Genomic DNA, 16,693 nt, shown 5'->3' on the forward strand with positions numbered 1-16,693 from the left:
TTCTGTTAGCTGAAGTAAATCTTAGACTGAGCAGGAAACTCCGCCATCTGTTTTTGCAAAAAATCAATAAACCGCCGCACCTTCTCAGGAACATGGCGGGTGTTGGGATACAACGCGAAAATGCCCTGTGTCGGGAACCGGTGATCGGGCAGCAAATGGCATAAACGCTGTGCGTCGATTTCCGGTTGCACCAGCCAGTCGGGCAGCAATGCAACGCCTGCTCCTGCGAGCGCAAAAGATAATAACGCCGATGCGCTGTCGGCGGTCACGGCCGGAGGCGAAGAAACACGAAACGGAATTTGCTCCCCCCGGGTATGGGTTACCGGCCAGCTCATCGGCAGCGGCAACCGGCTGTGCGCAATCCACGAGGCCTGAGCCAGCTCTTCCGGCGTTTGAATACTTCCCCTTTGCTGCAAATATGCCACAGAAGCGACCGGCAGGATTTCAAAACTCCCCAGCGTGGCGGCGTGGTGACTGGAATCGGCTAACTGACCGAGGCGGATCGCCAGATCGAAGCGTCCGGAAATCAGGTCATCGTGATTCGAAGACGCAACGTGTTGAATGCGCAGTTGCGGATGCAGCGCAGAAAACGCGGCCAGCGCCGGAACCACCACCCGCGCGCCGTATTCAGGCGTGCTGGTGATGCGCAGCTGTCCGCTCAGACCGCCGTGTTCCCGGCGTACGTCATCCAGTACCGATTCGGCTTCCTGCAATAAATCCTGACAGCGCTGATAAAAGCGTTCGCCGGATTCAGTTAGCGCCAGCCGCCGCGTGCTGCGGGTCAGCAACGCGACGCCGGTTTCGCTTTCCAGTTGTTTGACGTTGAAACTGACGACTGCCTTGGTCAGCCCGAGCGAAGCCGCCGCGCCAGTAAAACTGCCTGCGTTAACCACCGCGACGAAAATCTCCAGCCGCTGCAAATTCAGCATTTCATACTTCCTGATTGTCAAAATATTTTTGACAGTGTAACTGCGCCGCGCCCGTTTATCCCGGATAATATCTCCGTTAGATTGCACGTCTTAACTGATTATGGATGAGTGCAGATGAGTCACAGAGCGCGGGTTGCCGCGGTGTATTTGCTCGGTTTTTTCGTTGATCTGATCAACATGTTTATCGCTAACGTGGCGTATCCCGGCATCGCACGGCAGTTTGATGCACCGGTCAGCGCGCTGGCGTGGGTCAGCACCGGATATATTCTCGGGCTGACGCTGGTTATCCCGCTCAGCCGCTGGCTGGCCGCACGTTTCGGGTCGCGGCGGGTATTTATCCTTTCGCTGACGATTTTTATGCTCGCCTCTGTTGGTGCATCAAGCGCCGGAAATCTGACCACGCTGATTGGCTGGCGGGTTTTGCAGGGGCTGGGCGGAGGATTATTGATCCCGCTCGGGCAGACGCTGACGTACGCGCTTTACCGCAGTCCTGAACGCGCCAGACTGTCGGCAGTGATCATGCTGGTCGGGCTGCTGGCACCGGCGCTTTCTCCGGCCATCGGCGGCATTATCGTGGACAGTTTCAGCTGGCGCTGGGTGTTTATTGCCAGTCTGCCTCTGGCGCTGCTGGCCTGGGTGCTGGCACTGTGCTGGCTGCCACAAACGCCGCGGGAACCGGCGGAGCGGTTTGATGTGAAGGGATTCGCGCTGCTTAACGGCGGGCTGACGCTGGTGCTATGGGGGCTGACATCGCTGGGTGAAAATAGTGAATGGCTGAGCGGCAGCGCATTCTTGCTGGCGGGCGCAGGGCTGATGGCGATGTTTGTTGGCGTATCCCGAAAACAGCCTGAGCCTTTGCTGGATCTGACGTTGATGAAAGATCCGCTGCTGCGCACCGGCATGCTGGTTTATCAGTGGGTTCCCGGCGTGTTTACCGGCGTCAGCCTGATCGCGATGCTGTATCTGCAAAATGAACATCATTTCTCGGCAACGCAGTCGGGGGGGCTGATGCTGCCCTGGTCGCTGGCGTCGTTTGCTGCCATCAGTTTTACCGGCAAAATGTTTAACCGGATCGGGCCGCGGTCGCTGTTTATTCCCGGGTGTCTGATACATGGCGCAGGTATTGGCTTGCTGGCGCTGCTCAGCGGGTTTCCCGCACAGCCTTGGCTGGCGATCGCCGCGTTTACGCTGATGGGTGCGGGCAGCAGTCTGTGCAGCAGCACGGCGCAAAGTGGCGCGTTTTTACATATTCAGACGGAGAAACTGGCCGATGCCAGCGCCTTGTGGAACATCAACCGCCAGCTAAGTTTTTGCCTGGGCGTGACGCTGGTCAGCGTTATGCTCAATATTTTGCAGATTTACCTCCCGCCATCTGCGTTCAGGCTGGCGTTCATTTTTGCCGCCGCCAGCGTTATTGTTCCGGTTATATTGTGTCTGCGGTTGCCGGGCCGTGAAATTGTGCAGGAACTGCATCAGCAGGAAGCTCAAAAGGAAAGAAGATGAATCGTTATGTGAAAGAAGTGTTTGATGCGCATGTATTAATTCAGCGCTGGTTTACAGACTCCGCTGCACCTGAGCAGGTTTGTGATGAACTGCTGGCGCGGTTTAGTCCGGCCTATTCGATGGTAACCATCACCGGCCACCGGCTGGATCATCCGGCGTTATGTGCTTTTTTCAGGGCGCAGCGGGGCGCGAAAAGCGGGCTGAAGATTGAGGTCGAAAAGCCGGTGCTGATTGCTGAAAGTGAAAAAGGCGCGGTCGTTGCGTATCAGGAACGCCAGCAGTTGCCCGGCCAGCCGGAAACGCTGCGTTATTCGACGGTGTTGTTTGTGACTGATGCAGAAGGGAAAATTCTGTGGCGTCATTTGCATGAAACACCAGCCGCCTGATCGCGTATAAAAAAACGGCCTTCCGCGAGGAAAGCCGTTTGAGTCTGCAAAAGTGATTACTTCGTCAGGGTTTTTCTGACTTCGCTGACGTCTTTTGCGGTCACTGCCGGAGCATTGTTGCTCCAGCCCTGACGGATAAAGGTCGACAGTTGCGCCGCTTCTTCGTCCGTCAGACGGTTTGCAAAGCCCGGCATCACCAGCGTGGACGGTGCGCGCGCGGTGGACGGTTGCTGTGCGCCCGCCAAAATGGTGTGAATCAATCCGGTCGGGTCTTTGGCGTTCACAATCGTTGCCTGATCCAGCTGCGGGAATACGCCCGGTGCGCCTTTACCTGTCACGAAGTGACATGCACCGCAGTTATCAAGATACAAACGCTCGCCTTCGCTGAGGTTTTTCGCCGCTGTCAGTTTGGCTTCGGTCGCGCTGGCTTTCTGCGTGTCCTCTGCCGGAACCGGCGGATTGCCGCCCAGGAATTTGATGTAGGCCGCGATGGCTTTCAGGTCGTCATCGGTCATGTGGGCAGTACTGTTTTCCACCACAGACGTCATTTCGCCGCCAACTGCTGCTTTGTCATTACGCCCTTTGCCCAGATAATCGACGATCTCCTGTTCATTCCAGTGCGCGACGCCGCGCAGGGAAGGGACGTCCCAGTTATTCAGGCTGCCGCCCGCCAGGAAATCAGAGTCGCTGCTGTCCAGCGCTTTCTCGTTCATACCGAAACCGCGCGGAGTATGGCAACTGCCGCAGTGACCCAGACTTTCCACCAGATACGCGCCGCGGTTTACCTGCTCAGAAGCCCCCCCGATTGGCTTGAAAGGCTTATCCGAGGCAAACGCCCAGTTCCAGAAACGCATCCCCCAGCGCTGGCTGAACGGGAAGCTCAAATCCGTTTCCGGCGGTTGTTCCGCGCTCGGTTTTACGCCCTGCATAAAGTAAACATAGAGCGCGTGCATATCTTCATCATTAATTTTGGCGTAATCCGGATAAGGCATCGCCGGATACAAACGGGTGCCGTCAGGCAGAACGCCTTTACGCACGGCATCGGAGAACTGTGCTTCGGTATAACCGCCAATGCCGTGGTCTTTATCTGGCGTAATGTTGGTGGAATAAATGGTGCCCAGATTAGAGTTGATCGCCAGTCCGCCGGAAAACGCCGGTTTGCCCGCGACTGTATGACACGCGCCGCAGTCGCCCAGACGCGCCACATATTCGCCCTGTTTGATCAGCGCTGCGTTACCGGATTGTGTATTGGTATCCGCCTGCGCGTTCGCCATAAAACCTGCTCCCAGCAGCAGAGCATTAGCGATAAATAAACTTTTAAGTTTCATCCTGTTCATCTCCGCTTATGCCTGAACCAGTGGACCAGGGTTTTTCAGGTACTGATCTTTAATCGCCTGCGCCGCCATCAGGGTGATCGCGCCGATGGTGTCCGTCGGGTTGGCCTGGAAGTTTTGCGGGAACGCATTACCGCCCGGCACAAACACGTTATGTACATCCCAGCTTTGCAGGAACTTGTTCAGTGCCGAGGTTTTCGGGTTATCGCCCATCACTGCGCCGCCCACGTTATGCGTGGAAACGTATTTGGTCAGGTCAAAATGCGCGTCCATCGGCAGGAAACTTTCGCTGTAGCTGTCCGGGTTCAGCTCTTTGGTGATATTGCCGACGATGCCTTTCAGGTATTGCTGCAACTTCAGCTCGTTCTGTTTCCAGTCGAAGGTCATGCGCAGCAACGGATAGCCGTATTCGTCTTTGTAGTTCGGATCGAGATCCAGATAAATATCGCGATATGACTGGCAGGTCGTCGTGATGCTGATTTTCATCGAATGGCCGTACCATTCTTCCATCCCTTCTTTCCAGCCGGTGCCCCACGCAGGCGTGCCTTTTGGCAGCGAGGTGCTGATCGGTGTGCCGGTGGCCTGAGAACTGTGGATTTTCGCGCCGCCGATAAAGCCTAAAGATGGGCCGTCGAAGTTGCCCGGAGAGATGTCGTTGAACATCTGGCCGGTAGCGCCTGCGGTGGCGAACGGGTTGAAGTTTTTGTCTTTGAAGAACAGCGTCGAGCCGCCGTTACTCAGGAACGCATAGTTACGGCCAATCACGCCTTCTTCAGTGATCGGGTTGTACGGTTTGCCGATCCCGGACAGCAGCATCAGGCGCACGTTACAGAACTGGAAGCTGCTCAGTACCACGATTTTTGCCGGCTGGAAGCATTCGTTGCCGTCTGCATCCATGTAGATCACGCCTTTGGCGGTTTTCTTATCATCGTGCAACTCGACTTTCAGTACGTTAGCGTGGACTTCATAAGAGAAGTTATCCATGCGTTTCAGTGCGTCCATCACGGCGGTTTGCGGCGAGGCTTTTGAGTAGTTCAGACACGGATATTTACTGCAATAACCGCAGTAGTTACACGGCGCAATCTGGTTGCCGTAAGGGTTGGTCCACGCGCGGGACACGCAGGCAGACGGGTTCGGGAACGGGTGATAGCCCATCTTTTTGGTGACTTCAGCAAACATGCTGCTGTTGAGCGTATCTTCCAGCGCTGGCAGCGGATACGGCTCGGAACGTGGCCCTTCGAACGGGTCGCCGCCTTCCATAATCTGACCGCGCAGGTTACCGGTTTTACCGGACTGACCGCAGATGTGCTCAAACTTGGTGTAATACGGCTCGATTTCGTCCCACGTGAACGGGAAGTCCATGATCCGCATATCTTCCTGCAAGATGCCCGGCTTATACGCTTCGTCTGCATACGTTTTGAGTTTTAAATCGGTCGGCGTCGGGCGGATCAGTACCGCCGTCCAGTGCAGACCAGAACCACCGACGCCGGTACCCGGCGCAAACGCGCCCCATTTACGGGTCGGCAGGGCGGTTTCACTCATGTTGTAACGCACGGTGACCGCGGCTTCAGCCGGTGTCGCCATGACTTTGTTACGCACCGCATAGGCGTACTCGTCTGCCGGTTTCGGGTATGCAAATTCTTCGTAGCCGCGATCGCCGCCGCGTTCGAGGGCGCGAACGGTCAGGCCTGCCATCGCCAGCTCGATACTCATCAGCGAGCCAGCCCAGCCGAGGCCGACAACAACGACGTCGACTTCTGGTTTAGTTACTTTTGCCATCTTAAATCCTGTCAGTCATCAGAAAAGGGGAATTAGGGCGCGGCAATCAGGCACGCGCGCCTTGCAGGCTCACTGGCCCCAGCGGATACGGGACGTTGTGCTGCTTAACCCACTCGGTGAAACTGGCGCGAGCGCCGGGGAATCCGATGGCGATCCACGCCTTCATCCCTTTGTTTCCGCCGTAGATCGGATCTGCCAGATAACCGTGTTTGGTGTCTGAAAGCAGTTCGCTGAAGAATTGCGAAGCGACGAGATTCTCTTCGCCTGCGTCCGCAAACTTAATGCCGTTTTTCTGAAGCTGCGTCAGTACGTTGTCTTTGTCCTGATCGTTAAGCTCATGGAAGGCTTTCTGATGATTTTGCTGACACCAGCTGTTCGCGATACGAATGCCGGTTTTGTAGATTTGCTGCGGACGGAACGGGATCTGATATCCCATTGTCGCCGGTGCATGCACGTTGAACGGGCCCTGCATGTAAATTTCTTCACCGAAATCACCGTGCATTTGCTGATCGATAAAAATCGGCACGTTGGTTTCGAGTGCGCCCGGCGCTTTACCTTTGCCGCCAGCAGGGATCAGACGGTCAGCGGCAGCCATAATAAATTGCCACTCATCGGCGCTGAAAAATATCGGTTTATAATCGAGCAAATCCGGGGCAGCCATTTCCGCAGCTTGTGCCGCTGACAGCCCTTTCATCATGATGGTCCCGACAGGCAAAGCCATCAGCGACCCAAGTAAAAACTTGCGACGGGTTGTTTTTTTTTGAAGGAGCATAGAATTACGACTCTCACATGCCTGATGTTAAGTTTGGGTTAATTATTATTATTTTTGGGTACAAGCCGATAATATCACCGCTACATTTAAAATAAATGAATAAATTCCACATGAACTATGAGGTGGAAAATATCTTAATGATTTTCACAGGATTAATTTGAATTAAAAGTCATACTAATCAAGATCATATGCTGTTATCTGATTATTGCGGATGAGAAGAGGAATAGCATTGTTTATCAAAGTCTTCTTTATAATTCCATTGGCTGGATTTAGTTCAATCTAATTTCGCACGGAAAGTTTCTGTTATTTGTTGTTGTGAATGTTAGCTAACATTTTTAACAAATAGGAATGGGTTTCAATTAGGGTGATATCTATTTGTGGGACAAAAGTGAAGTTGAAATAAGCTACAAGTTAACCCTTCCCCGGCAAAGAGAGGGTGAAGATGATTAACGACAATCTCCAATGAGGCTACCCGTTCACTTTAATCCCAAAAGGGATCCGGGAATGTGCTATCTCCGACTTTGTGCAAGGGGATAGCCGCTAACCCCGTGTTTAACTCCCGTAGAGACTCAGGGGGGCAAAATGATATCTTATATCGCTGCGTTTTAATGTTATGGAAAACCCGCACAATGTTAATGAAACTCCCTTCACGTCGCGTCGCCATTTTTGCTGCGGTGATGCTTACTGTTCTTATCACCGTCTCCTTGTTCTTCCTGCGCAGCGCGCCGGTCCCGGAGTATGTCACGGCTCCGGTGCGTAAAGGGGATATTGAAAATACCGTACTGGCTACCGGCCGAATCGATGCGATTGAGCGCGTTAACGTCGGTGCTCAGGTCTCAGGCCAGGTAAAATCTCTGAAAGTTAAGCCTGGCGATCAGGTCATTAAAGGGCAACCGATAGCTGACATTGACGATGTGCCGCAGCGTAATGATTTGCGCACCGCAGAAGCCGCACTTAACGTGGTCAAAGCCGATCTGCAAGCCAAGCAGGCGCTCTTAAAACAGGCTGAACTCCGTTACAAACGGCAGCGGCAGATGCTTAACCAAGAAGCCAGCTCACGTGAAGATTTTGAGTCCGCAGAAGCCACGCTGGCGACCACGCGTGCGGAGCTACTGTCGCTTAACGCGCGTCTGGTGCAGGCGCAGATCGAGGTGGATAAGAAAAAGGTCGACCTGAGCTATACACGTGTCGTCGCGCCGATGGACGGCATCGTTATCGCAGTAGTGACCCAGCAAGGGCAGACGGTTAACTCCAGCCAAAGTGCACCGACAATTATCAAGCTTGCACGACTGGATGTGATGACCATTAAGGCGCAGATCTCTGAGGCCGATATCACCCGTATTTTCATCGGCCAAAAAGCGCGCTTCACCATTTTCTCGGAACCTGACAAAGAGTATGACGCGATACTGCGCACCGTTGAACTGGCGCCGGAATCGGTAATGAAAGACGACACGCTTGCCAGCAGCAGTTCGGCATCAGGCTCAGGTACCTCGAATGCGTCCGTCTACTACAACGCGCTGCTGGACGTGCCCAATCCGGAAAACCGGCTGCGAATTGCCATGACTGCTCAGGTCACGCTGCTTGCCGGTGAAGGTAAAAATACGCTTCTGGTGCCCATTCAGGCGGTGCATAAAGCAGATGGCAATAAGCAGCAGGTGCAGGTTTTGACAAGTAACGGCAAGCTTGAAACCCGACAGGTAAAAACCGGAATAACCAACAGCGTGGATATTGAGATCCTTGATGGCGTGAAAGTCGGGGAAAAGGTGGTGCTGTCGCAGCCGGGTGAAAAAGCACCTGGGGAAGGGTTCGTGCTGTGAGCAATATTATTGAGCTTAACTGCATTAGCCGTACCTACCGTAATGGTGGCCAGACGCTTACCGTCCTCAAAGAGGTGAGTCTGACGATCGCGGCAGGTGAACTGGTGGCGATTATCGGCGCCTCAGGGTCGGGTAAATCGACCCTGATGAACATCATGGGTTGCCTTGATGTCCCCGACAGCGGGAATTATTACATCGGCGGGCAAAATGCTGCCCAGCTTTCACCGGATGAGCTTGCAAGAATACGCCGGGAACATATCGGCTTTATCTTCCAGCGCTATCATTTGATGCCAGACCTCAGCGCACTGGGCAATGTTGAGATCCCTGCGATTTACGCCAACAGCGGGCGTGACCAGCGTCGGCTGCGAGCCGCAGCACTGCTGGGCAGGCTCGGGCTGGAAGGGCGGGAGCATCATAAACCCGGTGAACTTTCCGGCGGTCAGCAACAGCGCGTCAGTATTGCCCGCTCGCTGATTAATGGCGGGGAGATAATTCTGGCGGACGAACCGACCGGTGCGCTGGATTCACAGTCAGGGCAGGAAGTGCTGGCCATCCTCAGCGAACTTCACCAGCGGGGTCATACCGTGGTGATAGTGACCCACGACATGAAGGTGGCGCAACATGCTCAGCGGATTATCGAACTGCGCGACGGCGAAATTATCTCAGACAGCGGCAGCCGCCTGACCGCGACGGAAAAACTGCCGCCCGCCAACAGGACCCGGCAAAGTCGTTGGCAAAGTTTTCTCGATCGTACACGTGAATCGCTGGGAATGGCGCTGAAAGCGATGAACGCACACCGTTTACGCACAACCTTAACCATGACCGGAATTATTTTCGGCATCGCTGCCGTGGTCACAGTGGTGGCGCTCGGTGAAGGGGCGAAGCAGCGGACGCTGGAGAATATTAAAGATCTGGGCACCAACGTAGTGAGCATTTATCCCGGGAGCGATTTCTTCGACGACAGCGCCGAAAGCATTCGTACGCTGGTGCCTGCAGATGCTGCAGCACTGGCGAAGCAGGGGTTTATTGACAGCGTAAGCCCGGAAGTCAGTGCCTCAGACACCATTCGTTTTCGCGGAAAATCCGCAACCGCCTCAATCAATGGCGTTGGGCGAGATCACTTCCGCGTTAATGGCATCGAGATTTTGCAGGGGGCAACGTTCAGGGACGATCGTAACGCCCTGCAGGAAGTGATCATCGATGAAAATGCCCGCATAGCGTTATTTGATGAGGCGGGGTTAAAGGCGCTGGGGCAAATTGTATTCCTCGGTTCCGTTCCTGCACGCGTTGTGGGCATCGCTAAGAGCAATAACCGTAGCTATGCACCTAACCGTATTACCGTGTGGATGCCCTACAGTACGGTAATGTACCGAATGGCAGGTAAACCGGTACTGACCAGCATCAGCGTCCGGCTGAAGGACAATGTGGCTAACGAGGCCGCTGTCAGTGCTATATCTCAGCTGTTGACACAGCGTCACCGCGTAAAAGACTTCCAGCTTTATAATTTTGAACAGATAAGAAAATCCATCGAAAGTACTTCGATGACTTTCAGCATTTTGATTCTTATGGTTGCCTGCATCTCACTGATGATCGGCAGTATTGGGGTGATGAACATCATGCTGGTGTCCGTTACCGAACGTACCCATGAAATTGGCGTGCGGATGGCGGTGGGAGCGCGTCGAAGCGATATCATGCAGCAATTTATGATTGAGGCCGTCCTGGTGTGCCTGATAGGGGGGGCATTAGGCATCGCGCTGTCGTATGCCGCAGGCGCTCTTTTCACCGCACTGGCAGGCGGAATGTTTACCGCCATCTATTCCTGGCAGGCTGCCGCCGCCGCATTTGTCTGTTCAACAATCATTGGCATGATCTTCGGTTATCTCCCCGCCCGCAAGGCGGCAAGGATGGATCCGGTCGCTTCACTGGCCAGCGAGTAACCTATGAAAATATTATCCCCTTTGGCTTTATGCCTTGCCGCCACGCTCAGCGCAGGCTGCGCAAACTTACTAAAAAGCGACTATCACGCGCCTGCCGTAGAGTATCCGGCCAGCTGGTATCACGACGATGCCGACGGGGAGTCCGCACCGTTTGACTGGAACGCGTTTAATGACCCCCTGCTTGATAGCTGGTTACGCCAGGTGATGGCAAGCAATAATGACGTGGCTTTAGCCGTGTTAAGGATGTACCGGGCAAGGCTTGACGCCGAGAGAGTGGGCATTGCAAGCGATCCTGGGTTAAAAGGGACGCTGGGCATGGACAGCAGAAAACCACTTAGCGGCGCATCTGGCTGGGAAAAGGGCAGCTCCACCACTCTGAATACCAGTTATGAACTGGATCTGTGGGGCAAAATAGCCCGGCAGCGAGATGCCGCGGTTTGGGCAAGTCAGGCCACAGAAGAGGATCTGCGTGCAGCACGCCTGACCTTGCTCTCAGAGGCCAGTGACAACTACTGGCGCATTGGTTTTATTAACCAACAGATAAGCGTCCTTCAGCAGAGCATCGGTTATGCAAAAGAAACGCTACGCCTGGCGATGGCTCGCTACCACGCGGGTGGTGCTTCATCACTTGATGTGGTTGATGCCCGGCAAAGCTTGCTGACCCAGGAAAACAGACTCACCGGGTTGCAGCGTGAACGTTTGCAGGCGTTGAATCAGCAGGCGGTATTGCTGGGTACCGCGCCAGGCAGCCCCGTGGCTGAACCGATGACGTTGCCAAAAGGGGGAATGCCCGCGGTTAATGCGAACATTCCGGCCAGCGTGCTGAGACACCGACCCGATATCAGTGCTAAAGAGTGGCGGGTGCGTGAAGCTCTGGCCACCGTTGATATCAGGCGCACCGAATTCTATCCCGCTTTCAGTCTGACCGGTTCTCTGGGTACCAGCAGCAGCTCGCTGATGGCTTTCTTGCAAAATCCTGTCGGTTCCGTTGGCGCCAACCTGACACTGCCGTTTCTCGAGTGGAGGCAACAGGGCGTGGAAGTAAAAATTGCCCGCAACGACTACGAACAGCGATTACTGGAGTTTAAGCAGTCGCTTTATAAAGCGATGAGCAGTATTGAAGACGAGCTGTCCCTGCGTAACCAGTTACTGGCGCAGGAAAAAAGGCTGCATGAAGGACTTGAACTGGCAAGGGAGTCTGAGCGACTGAACGAAGTACGATATCGCCAGGGCGCTGTGCCTGTCTCATTCTGGCTTGATGCTCAGGAGAAGCGTCGCCAGGCGGAGCTATCACTGGATGAAAACCGCTTTGATCAGTTCCAAAATCTGGCGAAAATCTATCTGGAATTCGGGGGTTCGGCGACGTTCCCATAAATACGGATAACTCATTTCTTAATAGGATGGAACGGATCCCCGTTGGTATATCCATTTAACCGGCAGAGCCCGGATGGGTGATTGATGCGATTCCCCTTTGTCTCGCGGGTCGCTGACGCATAGCGCCCGGCGGATATCCATTGATGCGCTTAAAAGCTCTGCTAAACGCTGCCTGTGAGGCATAACCGAGGCGAAGAGCAACGGTGTCAATTGAGATCTTATCGTGAATAATCCAGTGACTTGCGATGCGCATTCGCACCTCCCTTGCATAGCGCTGGGGAGGTATGCCGATGATTGATTTGAAGCGTTCAGCAAAAACAGAACGTGACACATGCGACTGTGCAGCGAGCTCTGCAACAGACCACTCCCGACTCGTATCGCGATGAATGGCCAGAATAGCACGGGCGAGTCGGGGATCACGTAACGCAGCGATCAGGCCAGCGGCGTTCTCGCTGCCGTTTTCGATCCATCCACGCACAATCATGGCGGCCGCCACTTCTGCGAGGCGTGCCAGAATGCCCGCAAATCCTGCGCGTCCGGAACAGATTTCAAATTTCATCGCGCCCAATATAGGAACCAGTCCCGGATAGACCTGTTCATTTGCCTCAACCACTATGGCTTGCGGCATCAGTTTACCAAGCCCCTGCATTCCACCAAGATCGAACTCCATACAGCCATAAAACAGAACCGTGCTGGGTGTCGGATGCGAACTCGGACAAGTATTGATTCCGCTGACGGCCTCGCCCAAAGGCGCAGAGCCTAACGTGTCGATATGTTGAAATGAACAGCTGACATCCGATAAAAGCTGATGCTCCTCACCCTGCGGCATAAATACCATGCTTCCGGCTTTCAGTTCGTGCAACGTCCCGTCGCGCGTACGAAGCACAGCAGTGCCCACAGCGATGTAATGAAAATAGGCATGTCCCGGTCTGTTGCTAAAACCGACGCCAAATTCAGAGCCAGTCTGTAAACGGCGATACTGCACGCCACGCAGGCGCATTTCCAGCAGCAGTTCACTGATGAGCTCGGATGACAGGGCAAAATGTTTATTCACATACATAATCGGCGTTTCGGGTAAAAAATCAGGATGTGGCATCATAGATCGTCCAGCTGCTCAACTCTAGACTTGGTGTTGTGATTTTTCCCAGGAAGAGTGTGTTATGAGAAATGAAGCAACTGAAGCTGTATCCGCGAGTTTGAAGAGGGCGGAACCCAAAGAGTCTGCATGGATGGCCGTGATATCACTGACGATGGGTGTGTTTGGCTTGCTAACTGCAGAATATCTTCCTGCCAGCCTGTTGACACCCATGGCCGCCGATCTCGGTGTGACCGAAGCTCTGGCTGGTCAGTCTGTAACGGTAACGGCGGTGGTGGCCCTGTTTGCGGGTCTGATGGTTCCCCGCCTGACGCGTAATTATGATCGCCGAAATGTTTTGCTGGGTTTTACCGTGCTGATGATTGCCTCCAACCTGCTTGTCGCACTTTCATCCAGTCTGGCTGTTCTGTTAGTCATGCGCATTTTGCTGGGCATCGCGCTGGGAGGTTTCTGGAGTATGGCTGCTGCCGTAGCGATGCGACTGGTCCCTGCTAAAAGCGTTCCGCGTGCTCTCTCCATTATTTTTAGCGGTATTGCTGTCGGTACTGTGGTTTCGATCCCGCTGGGGAGCTATTTAGGTGGGCTTTATGGCTGGCGTAGTGCTTTTATCGCTGCAACCGCAGTCGGCGTGCTGACACTGATCTTTCAGCTGTTTACCCTTCCTGGAATGGCGCCGCGTAGAATGACGATAACGTCATCTGTCATGGATTTACTCCGCCGCCCAGGCATTGCGATGGGAATGACGGGGTGTGTAATCGCCCATACGGGTCAGTATGCGCTGTTTACCTATATTCGCCCGGCGCTTGAAAATATTGCCCAACTCGATGTGGATCGTTTGTCTTTGATACTGCTTGGATTTGGCATCGCTAATTTTATCGGTACGCTGCTGGCCGGGTGGCTGATGGAGAGAAGCCTGCGTCTTACCCTGATACTCATGCCAGCACTTGTCGGTTTCGCGGCATTAAGCATGATTTTGCTGCCACTGGAGGAAAAGGGATTAATGTTTTTCGTCGCGTTGTGGGGGATGGCATTTGGTGGCGTACCGGTTGCGTGGTCAAGCTGGGTAGCGCGTTCGGTTCCCGATCAGGCTGAAACCGCTGGCGGCATGGTAGTCGCAGCCGTTCAGTCCTCAATTGCTGCGGGTGCGGCGTTGGGAGGATTACTCTTTGGTATCAGCGGTGTAACAGGTGTTTTCATCACCGCCAGTTGCATCATGTTTTTTGCCACGCTCGTTATTGGACTAAAGGTGAGGGGCGCGCTGACCTGACCACCAGACCAGGTAGCGAGTGAAGGGTAACCTATCAATTAAGCCTGGTTATCGGGTGGTGGTCCCCACCCCTAAGCAAAGAGTGGGGGACTGTTAATGTCTGCCCCCAAGATCGCGGTCGCCTGATGTGCCGCGAATCATCCGGGTGAGTTCTTCGCAGCGGATGATCTTTCCAGATGACAACGTGAAGCGGGCAAAAACTTCAAATTCACAGTGTTCACCCTGAATTTTTGCTGCGTTGACATGATGGTGTGTAAACACCGTCTGATCCTCCGTGACAGCTGAAAGAACAGAGACTTTTATTTGTGTGGTGTGTGATTTAAGCAGCGCCATATGCTGAATAAATTCGCGGTAATCGAGCCGGTGACCATCGACCACCTGCTGATAGCCCGGGTCAAAGTAAAGGGCAATGTCATGCTCGCTGTGTTCAGGGCTGCAGACCACGTTTTGCAATGCATCAATGACTGTCTGAGTTGTCTTTTTCATCGGTTCCTCCATTTTGAGAGCAGAAAGAGTACGGGAAGAGCGGATGAGGGTATTATCCGTATCTGGACAAGATATACGGTTAACCGGCCAGAAGATGAAAATTGAAAAATTCGACTACGACAGTCTGCATTCGACGCCCTGGCATAAACACGCATCCGGTCAGCTGTACTGGTTGAATCATGGCATTCTTGTCATTGAAACGACGTCAGTACAGTGGACTGTTACACCGGGATCACTGGGATGGTTTCCCGCTGATGTCAGCCACAGGGCCTGGGTTCCGGCAGGCGTGAAAGGTCAAAGCCTTTACCTTGAACCTGCTTCCTGCCCACCGTTTCCCGCTCATCCGGGTGTCTATGGGGCAGATGCCTTCGTGATGGCGATTTTGGAACGCCTGTGCCGGGAAGGTGATTTTTCATCCCCTGCGGGATATCAACGTCATCTTCTCAAATTATTAGGCTTTGAAATTGCCGGAGCTCCTGACTTGCCGCTTCAGTTGACGTTGCCCGTCGATCGCCGGGCGCGTAATGTCGCGAATGAATTACTGAAAAACCCCGCGTGCGCGCTGGACCAGACGCAGCTTGCCCAACAATGGGGACTCAGCGTTCGCAGCCTGAGTCGTTTGTTTACTCAACAAACCGGCCTCAGTTTTAGCCAGTGGAGACAGCAGGCAAAAGTTGTCACTTCATTGCAATGGGTGCTTGCCGGCTTGCCGGTCAGCGAGGTGGCGTTAAGAAGTGGTTACAGCAACGTCAGTGCTTATATCGACGTCTTCCGGCAACGTTTTGGAAAGACGCCGGGGCAGTTTCAAAATGCCCTCCTTCGCACGGAGAGTCGACAAAAGGCATCAGGCTGATTCCCTGATAACAAGCCGGTAGCCGATATCGACTATAGGTTCCTCAACCGCGATGCCTTCGATTTTATCCGCCAGCATGTCCGCCGCGCGGATGCCTGAATCCCATTTATCGACGCTGACGGTGGTAATGGCAGGGCGGTTGTGTGCAGCAAAATTCAAATCCGCAAAACCGATCACCGAGAAATCATCGGGAACACGTAAGCCATGCGCTTCAGCTTCCATAATGGCGCCCTGGGCCAGGGTGTCGGAACTGCAAATGATGGCGTCGAACCGGTGACCGCTCTCAAGCAACTGGCGCAGTGCCTGGCGTCCGACTTCCATATTAGCGGGACGTGAGACAATCACTTCTTTTATGTCGTGCTCAGGAATTGCCCGCAATACGCTTATCGCTCCGTTTTTACGTACCATCGCGCGGCGGTCTGAGGCGCAGATAAAACCAAAATGCGTAAACCCTTTAGCGGCGAAGTATTCCCCGATGGCATTACCGACTTTTTCATGCGAGAAGCCAATCAGCATATCAATCGGTGTTGGCGTGAGATCCCAAATCTCTACCACCGGAATATTGGCGTTAAGAATGATTCTTTTCAGTTCTGACGTGTGATGAATACCGGTCAGCACGATGCCATCCGGCCGGCGGGAAAGCAGCGTCGAGACAATATCGGTTTCGTCTTCCGGCTCGTAGCCGACAATACACAGCAACATGTGGTAACCGCGTGCCGCCAGCTGATCGCTGATCGCCTGAACGGTATCGACAAACATGTTGTTGTTAATTTGTGGCACCACCACGGCAATGAGTTTGGTGCGGCTGGTCGCCAGTCCACCGGCCAGCATATTCGGGATGTATCCGGTGCTGTTGACCGCTTCCATCACGCGCGCGATGGTCGCAGGGCGAACGACTTTGGGATTGTTTAAGGCGCGGCTGACTGTCATCGGAGAAAGTCCGGCAGCCTGGGCGACATCTTCGAGCGTAGCCGTACGGGAACGGCCTTTTTGGGTTTTTATTTTAGTATTCAAAACGTTGTTCACTGATGTCCGGGGATCGATACAAGAATGTTTGCGCAAACATTCTTAGTTTCTCATAACATAACCGGCTTAGGTAGGCTTAAATGTTAATTTGTTGTTGCTTCATGGGCGCCGAAATCTTATTTATCCCCGCGAAT

14 protein-coding genes are annotated in these 16,693 nt (G+C 53.8%); 7 read left to right on the forward strand and 7 right to left on the reverse strand.

Features of this window, described 5'->3' with window-relative positions:
* Positions 1 to 5: 5 nt before the first annotated feature.
* Positions 6 to 929: a LysR family transcriptional regulator gene (locus tag ACJY2G_RS17250; protein WP_430319404.1), complete on the reverse strand. Its 924-nt coding sequence runs from the start codon at positions 927 to 929 to the stop codon at positions 6 to 8.
* A gap of 114 nt (positions 930 to 1,043) precedes the next feature.
* Here ACJY2G_RS17250 and ACJY2G_RS17255 point away from each other — a divergent pair, with 114 nt between their 5' ends.
* Entirely contained in the window at positions 1,044 to 2,432 is a 1,389-nt protein-coding gene (locus tag ACJY2G_RS17255) for an MFS transporter (protein WP_430319403.1), read from the forward strand.
* Positions 2,429 to 2,818, forward strand: a complete 390-nt coding sequence (locus ACJY2G_RS17260; protein ID WP_120163308.1) for a DUF4440 domain-containing protein — start codon at positions 2,429 to 2,431, stop codon at positions 2,816 to 2,818. The genes ACJY2G_RS17255 and ACJY2G_RS17260 overlap by 4 nt, the downstream gene beginning before the upstream one ends.
* A gap of 56 nt (positions 2,819 to 2,874) precedes the next feature.
* Here the strand turns inward: ACJY2G_RS17260 and ACJY2G_RS17265 are convergent, their stop codons facing one another.
* Genes ACJY2G_RS17265 through ACJY2G_RS17275 form a run of 3 tightly spaced genes read right to left on the reverse strand, consistent with a single transcriptional unit; the run spans position 2,875 to position 6,703 of the window.
* Positions 2,875 to 4,146, reverse strand: a complete 1,272-nt coding sequence (locus tag ACJY2G_RS17265; protein WP_430319402.1) for a c-type cytochrome — start codon at positions 4,144 to 4,146, stop codon at positions 2,875 to 2,877.
* 15 nt (positions 4,147 to 4,161) lie between these two features.
* Positions 4,162 to 5,931, reverse strand: coding sequence for a GMC family oxidoreductase (locus tag ACJY2G_RS17270; RefSeq protein WP_095925350.1), 1,770 nt, complete (start codon positions 5,929 to 5,931; stop codon positions 4,162 to 4,164).
* A 46-nt stretch (positions 5,932 to 5,977) separates the two neighbouring features.
* Positions 5,978 to 6,703: a gluconate 2-dehydrogenase subunit 3 family protein gene (locus ACJY2G_RS17275; protein WP_120163306.1), complete on the reverse strand. Its 726-nt coding sequence runs from the start codon at positions 6,701 to 6,703 to the stop codon at positions 5,978 to 5,980.
* Between the two features lie 629 nt (positions 6,704 to 7,332).
* Between ACJY2G_RS17275 and ACJY2G_RS17280 the strand changes: the two genes are divergently transcribed.
* From ACJY2G_RS17280 to ACJY2G_RS17290, 3 genes are read left to right on the forward strand one after another with little or no spacing between them, the layout of a single operon-like run.
* Entirely contained in the window at positions 7,333 to 8,520 is a 1,188-nt protein-coding gene (locus tag ACJY2G_RS17280; RefSeq protein WP_120163343.1) for an efflux RND transporter periplasmic adaptor subunit, read from the forward strand.
* Positions 8,517 to 10,457 (forward strand): MacB family efflux pump subunit, encoded by a 1,941-nt coding sequence (locus ACJY2G_RS17285; protein ID WP_430319400.1) that lies wholly within the window; start codon positions 8,517 to 8,519, stop codon positions 10,455 to 10,457. Before ACJY2G_RS17280 ends, ACJY2G_RS17285 begins: the two co-directional genes overlap by 4 nt.
* A 3-nt stretch (positions 10,458 to 10,460) precedes the next feature.
* Positions 10,461 to 11,831 carry a TolC family protein gene (locus ACJY2G_RS17290; protein WP_430319399.1) on the forward strand — a complete coding sequence of 457 codons (1,371 nt, stop codon included), beginning with the start codon at positions 10,461 to 10,463 and terminating at the stop codon, positions 11,829 to 11,831.
* A 55-nt stretch (positions 11,832 to 11,886) separates the two neighbouring features.
* Here ACJY2G_RS17290 and ACJY2G_RS17295 read toward each other — a convergent pair whose 3' ends face one another.
* On the reverse strand, positions 11,887 to 12,930 hold the full coding sequence (locus ACJY2G_RS17295; RefSeq protein WP_430319398.1) for an AraC family transcriptional regulator: 1,044 nt from the start codon (positions 12,928 to 12,930) through the stop codon (positions 11,887 to 11,889).
* A gap of 61 nt (positions 12,931 to 12,991) precedes the next feature.
* Between ACJY2G_RS17295 and ACJY2G_RS17300 the strand changes: the two genes are divergently transcribed.
* Entirely contained in the window at positions 12,992 to 14,194 is a 1,203-nt protein-coding gene (locus ACJY2G_RS17300; protein WP_430319397.1) for an MFS transporter, read from the forward strand.
* Positions 14,195 to 14,287: 93 nt separating this feature from the next.
* Here ACJY2G_RS17300 and ACJY2G_RS17305 read toward each other — a convergent pair whose 3' ends face one another.
* Positions 14,288 to 14,680, reverse strand: a complete 393-nt coding sequence (locus tag ACJY2G_RS17305; protein WP_430319396.1) for a nuclear transport factor 2 family protein — start codon at positions 14,678 to 14,680, stop codon at positions 14,288 to 14,290.
* 94 nt (positions 14,681 to 14,774) lie between these two features.
* On the opposite strand from ACJY2G_RS17305, the gene ACJY2G_RS17310 reads away from it, so the two are divergent.
* Positions 14,775 to 15,533, forward strand: coding sequence for an AraC family transcriptional regulator (locus tag ACJY2G_RS17310; RefSeq protein ID WP_430319395.1), 759 nt, complete (start codon positions 14,775 to 14,777; stop codon positions 15,531 to 15,533).
* Here ACJY2G_RS17310 and ACJY2G_RS17315 read toward each other — a convergent pair.
* Complete coding sequence (locus tag ACJY2G_RS17315) at positions 15,525 to 16,559, reverse strand: LacI family DNA-binding transcriptional regulator (protein ID WP_120163301.1); 1,035 nt, start codon at positions 16,557 to 16,559, stop codon at positions 15,525 to 15,527. The two genes, ACJY2G_RS17310 and ACJY2G_RS17315, sit on opposite strands and share 9 nt — an antisense overlap.
* Between the last annotated feature and the right edge of the window lie 134 nt (positions 16,560 to 16,693).

Source organism: Rahnella sp. ATs2, assembly GCF_051851855.1.
Classification (GTDB): Bacteria; Pseudomonadota; Gammaproteobacteria; order Enterobacterales; family Enterobacteriaceae; genus Rahnella; species Rahnella variigena.

Coding starts and splice junctions, on each gene's coding strand:
- ACJY2G_RS17265 (WP_430319402.1), bottom strand. CDS start 4,146: ATGAAACTTAAAAGTTTATTTATCGCTAATGCTCTGCTGCTGGGAGCA.
- ACJY2G_RS17255 (WP_430319403.1), top strand. CDS start 1,044: ATGAGTCACAGAGCGCGGGTTGCCGCGGTGTATTTGCTCGGTTTTTTC.
- ACJY2G_RS17295 (WP_430319398.1), bottom strand. CDS start 12,930: ATGATGCCACATCCTGATTTTTTACCCGAAACGCCGATTATGTATGTG.
- ACJY2G_RS17270 (WP_095925350.1), bottom strand. CDS start 5,931: ATGGCAAAAGTAACTAAACCAGAAGTCGACGTCGTTGTTGTCGGCCTC.
- ACJY2G_RS17260 (WP_120163308.1), top strand. CDS start 2,429: ATGAATCGTTATGTGAAAGAAGTGTTTGATGCGCATGTATTAATTCAG.
- ACJY2G_RS17300 (WP_430319397.1), top strand. CDS start 12,992: ATGAGAAATGAAGCAACTGAAGCTGTATCCGCGAGTTTGAAGAGGGCG.
- ACJY2G_RS17305 (WP_430319396.1), bottom strand. CDS start 14,680: ATGAAAAAGACAACTCAGACAGTCATTGATGCATTGCAAAACGTGGTC.
- ACJY2G_RS17250 (WP_430319404.1), bottom strand. CDS start 929: ATGCTGAATTTGCAGCGGCTGGAGATTTTCGTCGCGGTGGTTAACGCA.
- ACJY2G_RS17310 (WP_430319395.1), top strand. CDS start 14,775: ATGAAAATTGAAAAATTCGACTACGACAGTCTGCATTCGACGCCCTGG.
- ACJY2G_RS17275 (WP_120163306.1), bottom strand. CDS start 6,703: ATGCTCCTTCAAAAAAAAACAACCCGTCGCAAGTTTTTACTTGGGTCG.
- ACJY2G_RS17280 (WP_120163343.1), top strand. CDS start 7,333: ATGTTAATGAAACTCCCTTCACGTCGCGTCGCCATTTTTGCTGCGGTG.
- ACJY2G_RS17290 (WP_430319399.1), top strand. CDS start 10,461: ATGAAAATATTATCCCCTTTGGCTTTATGCCTTGCCGCCACGCTCAGC.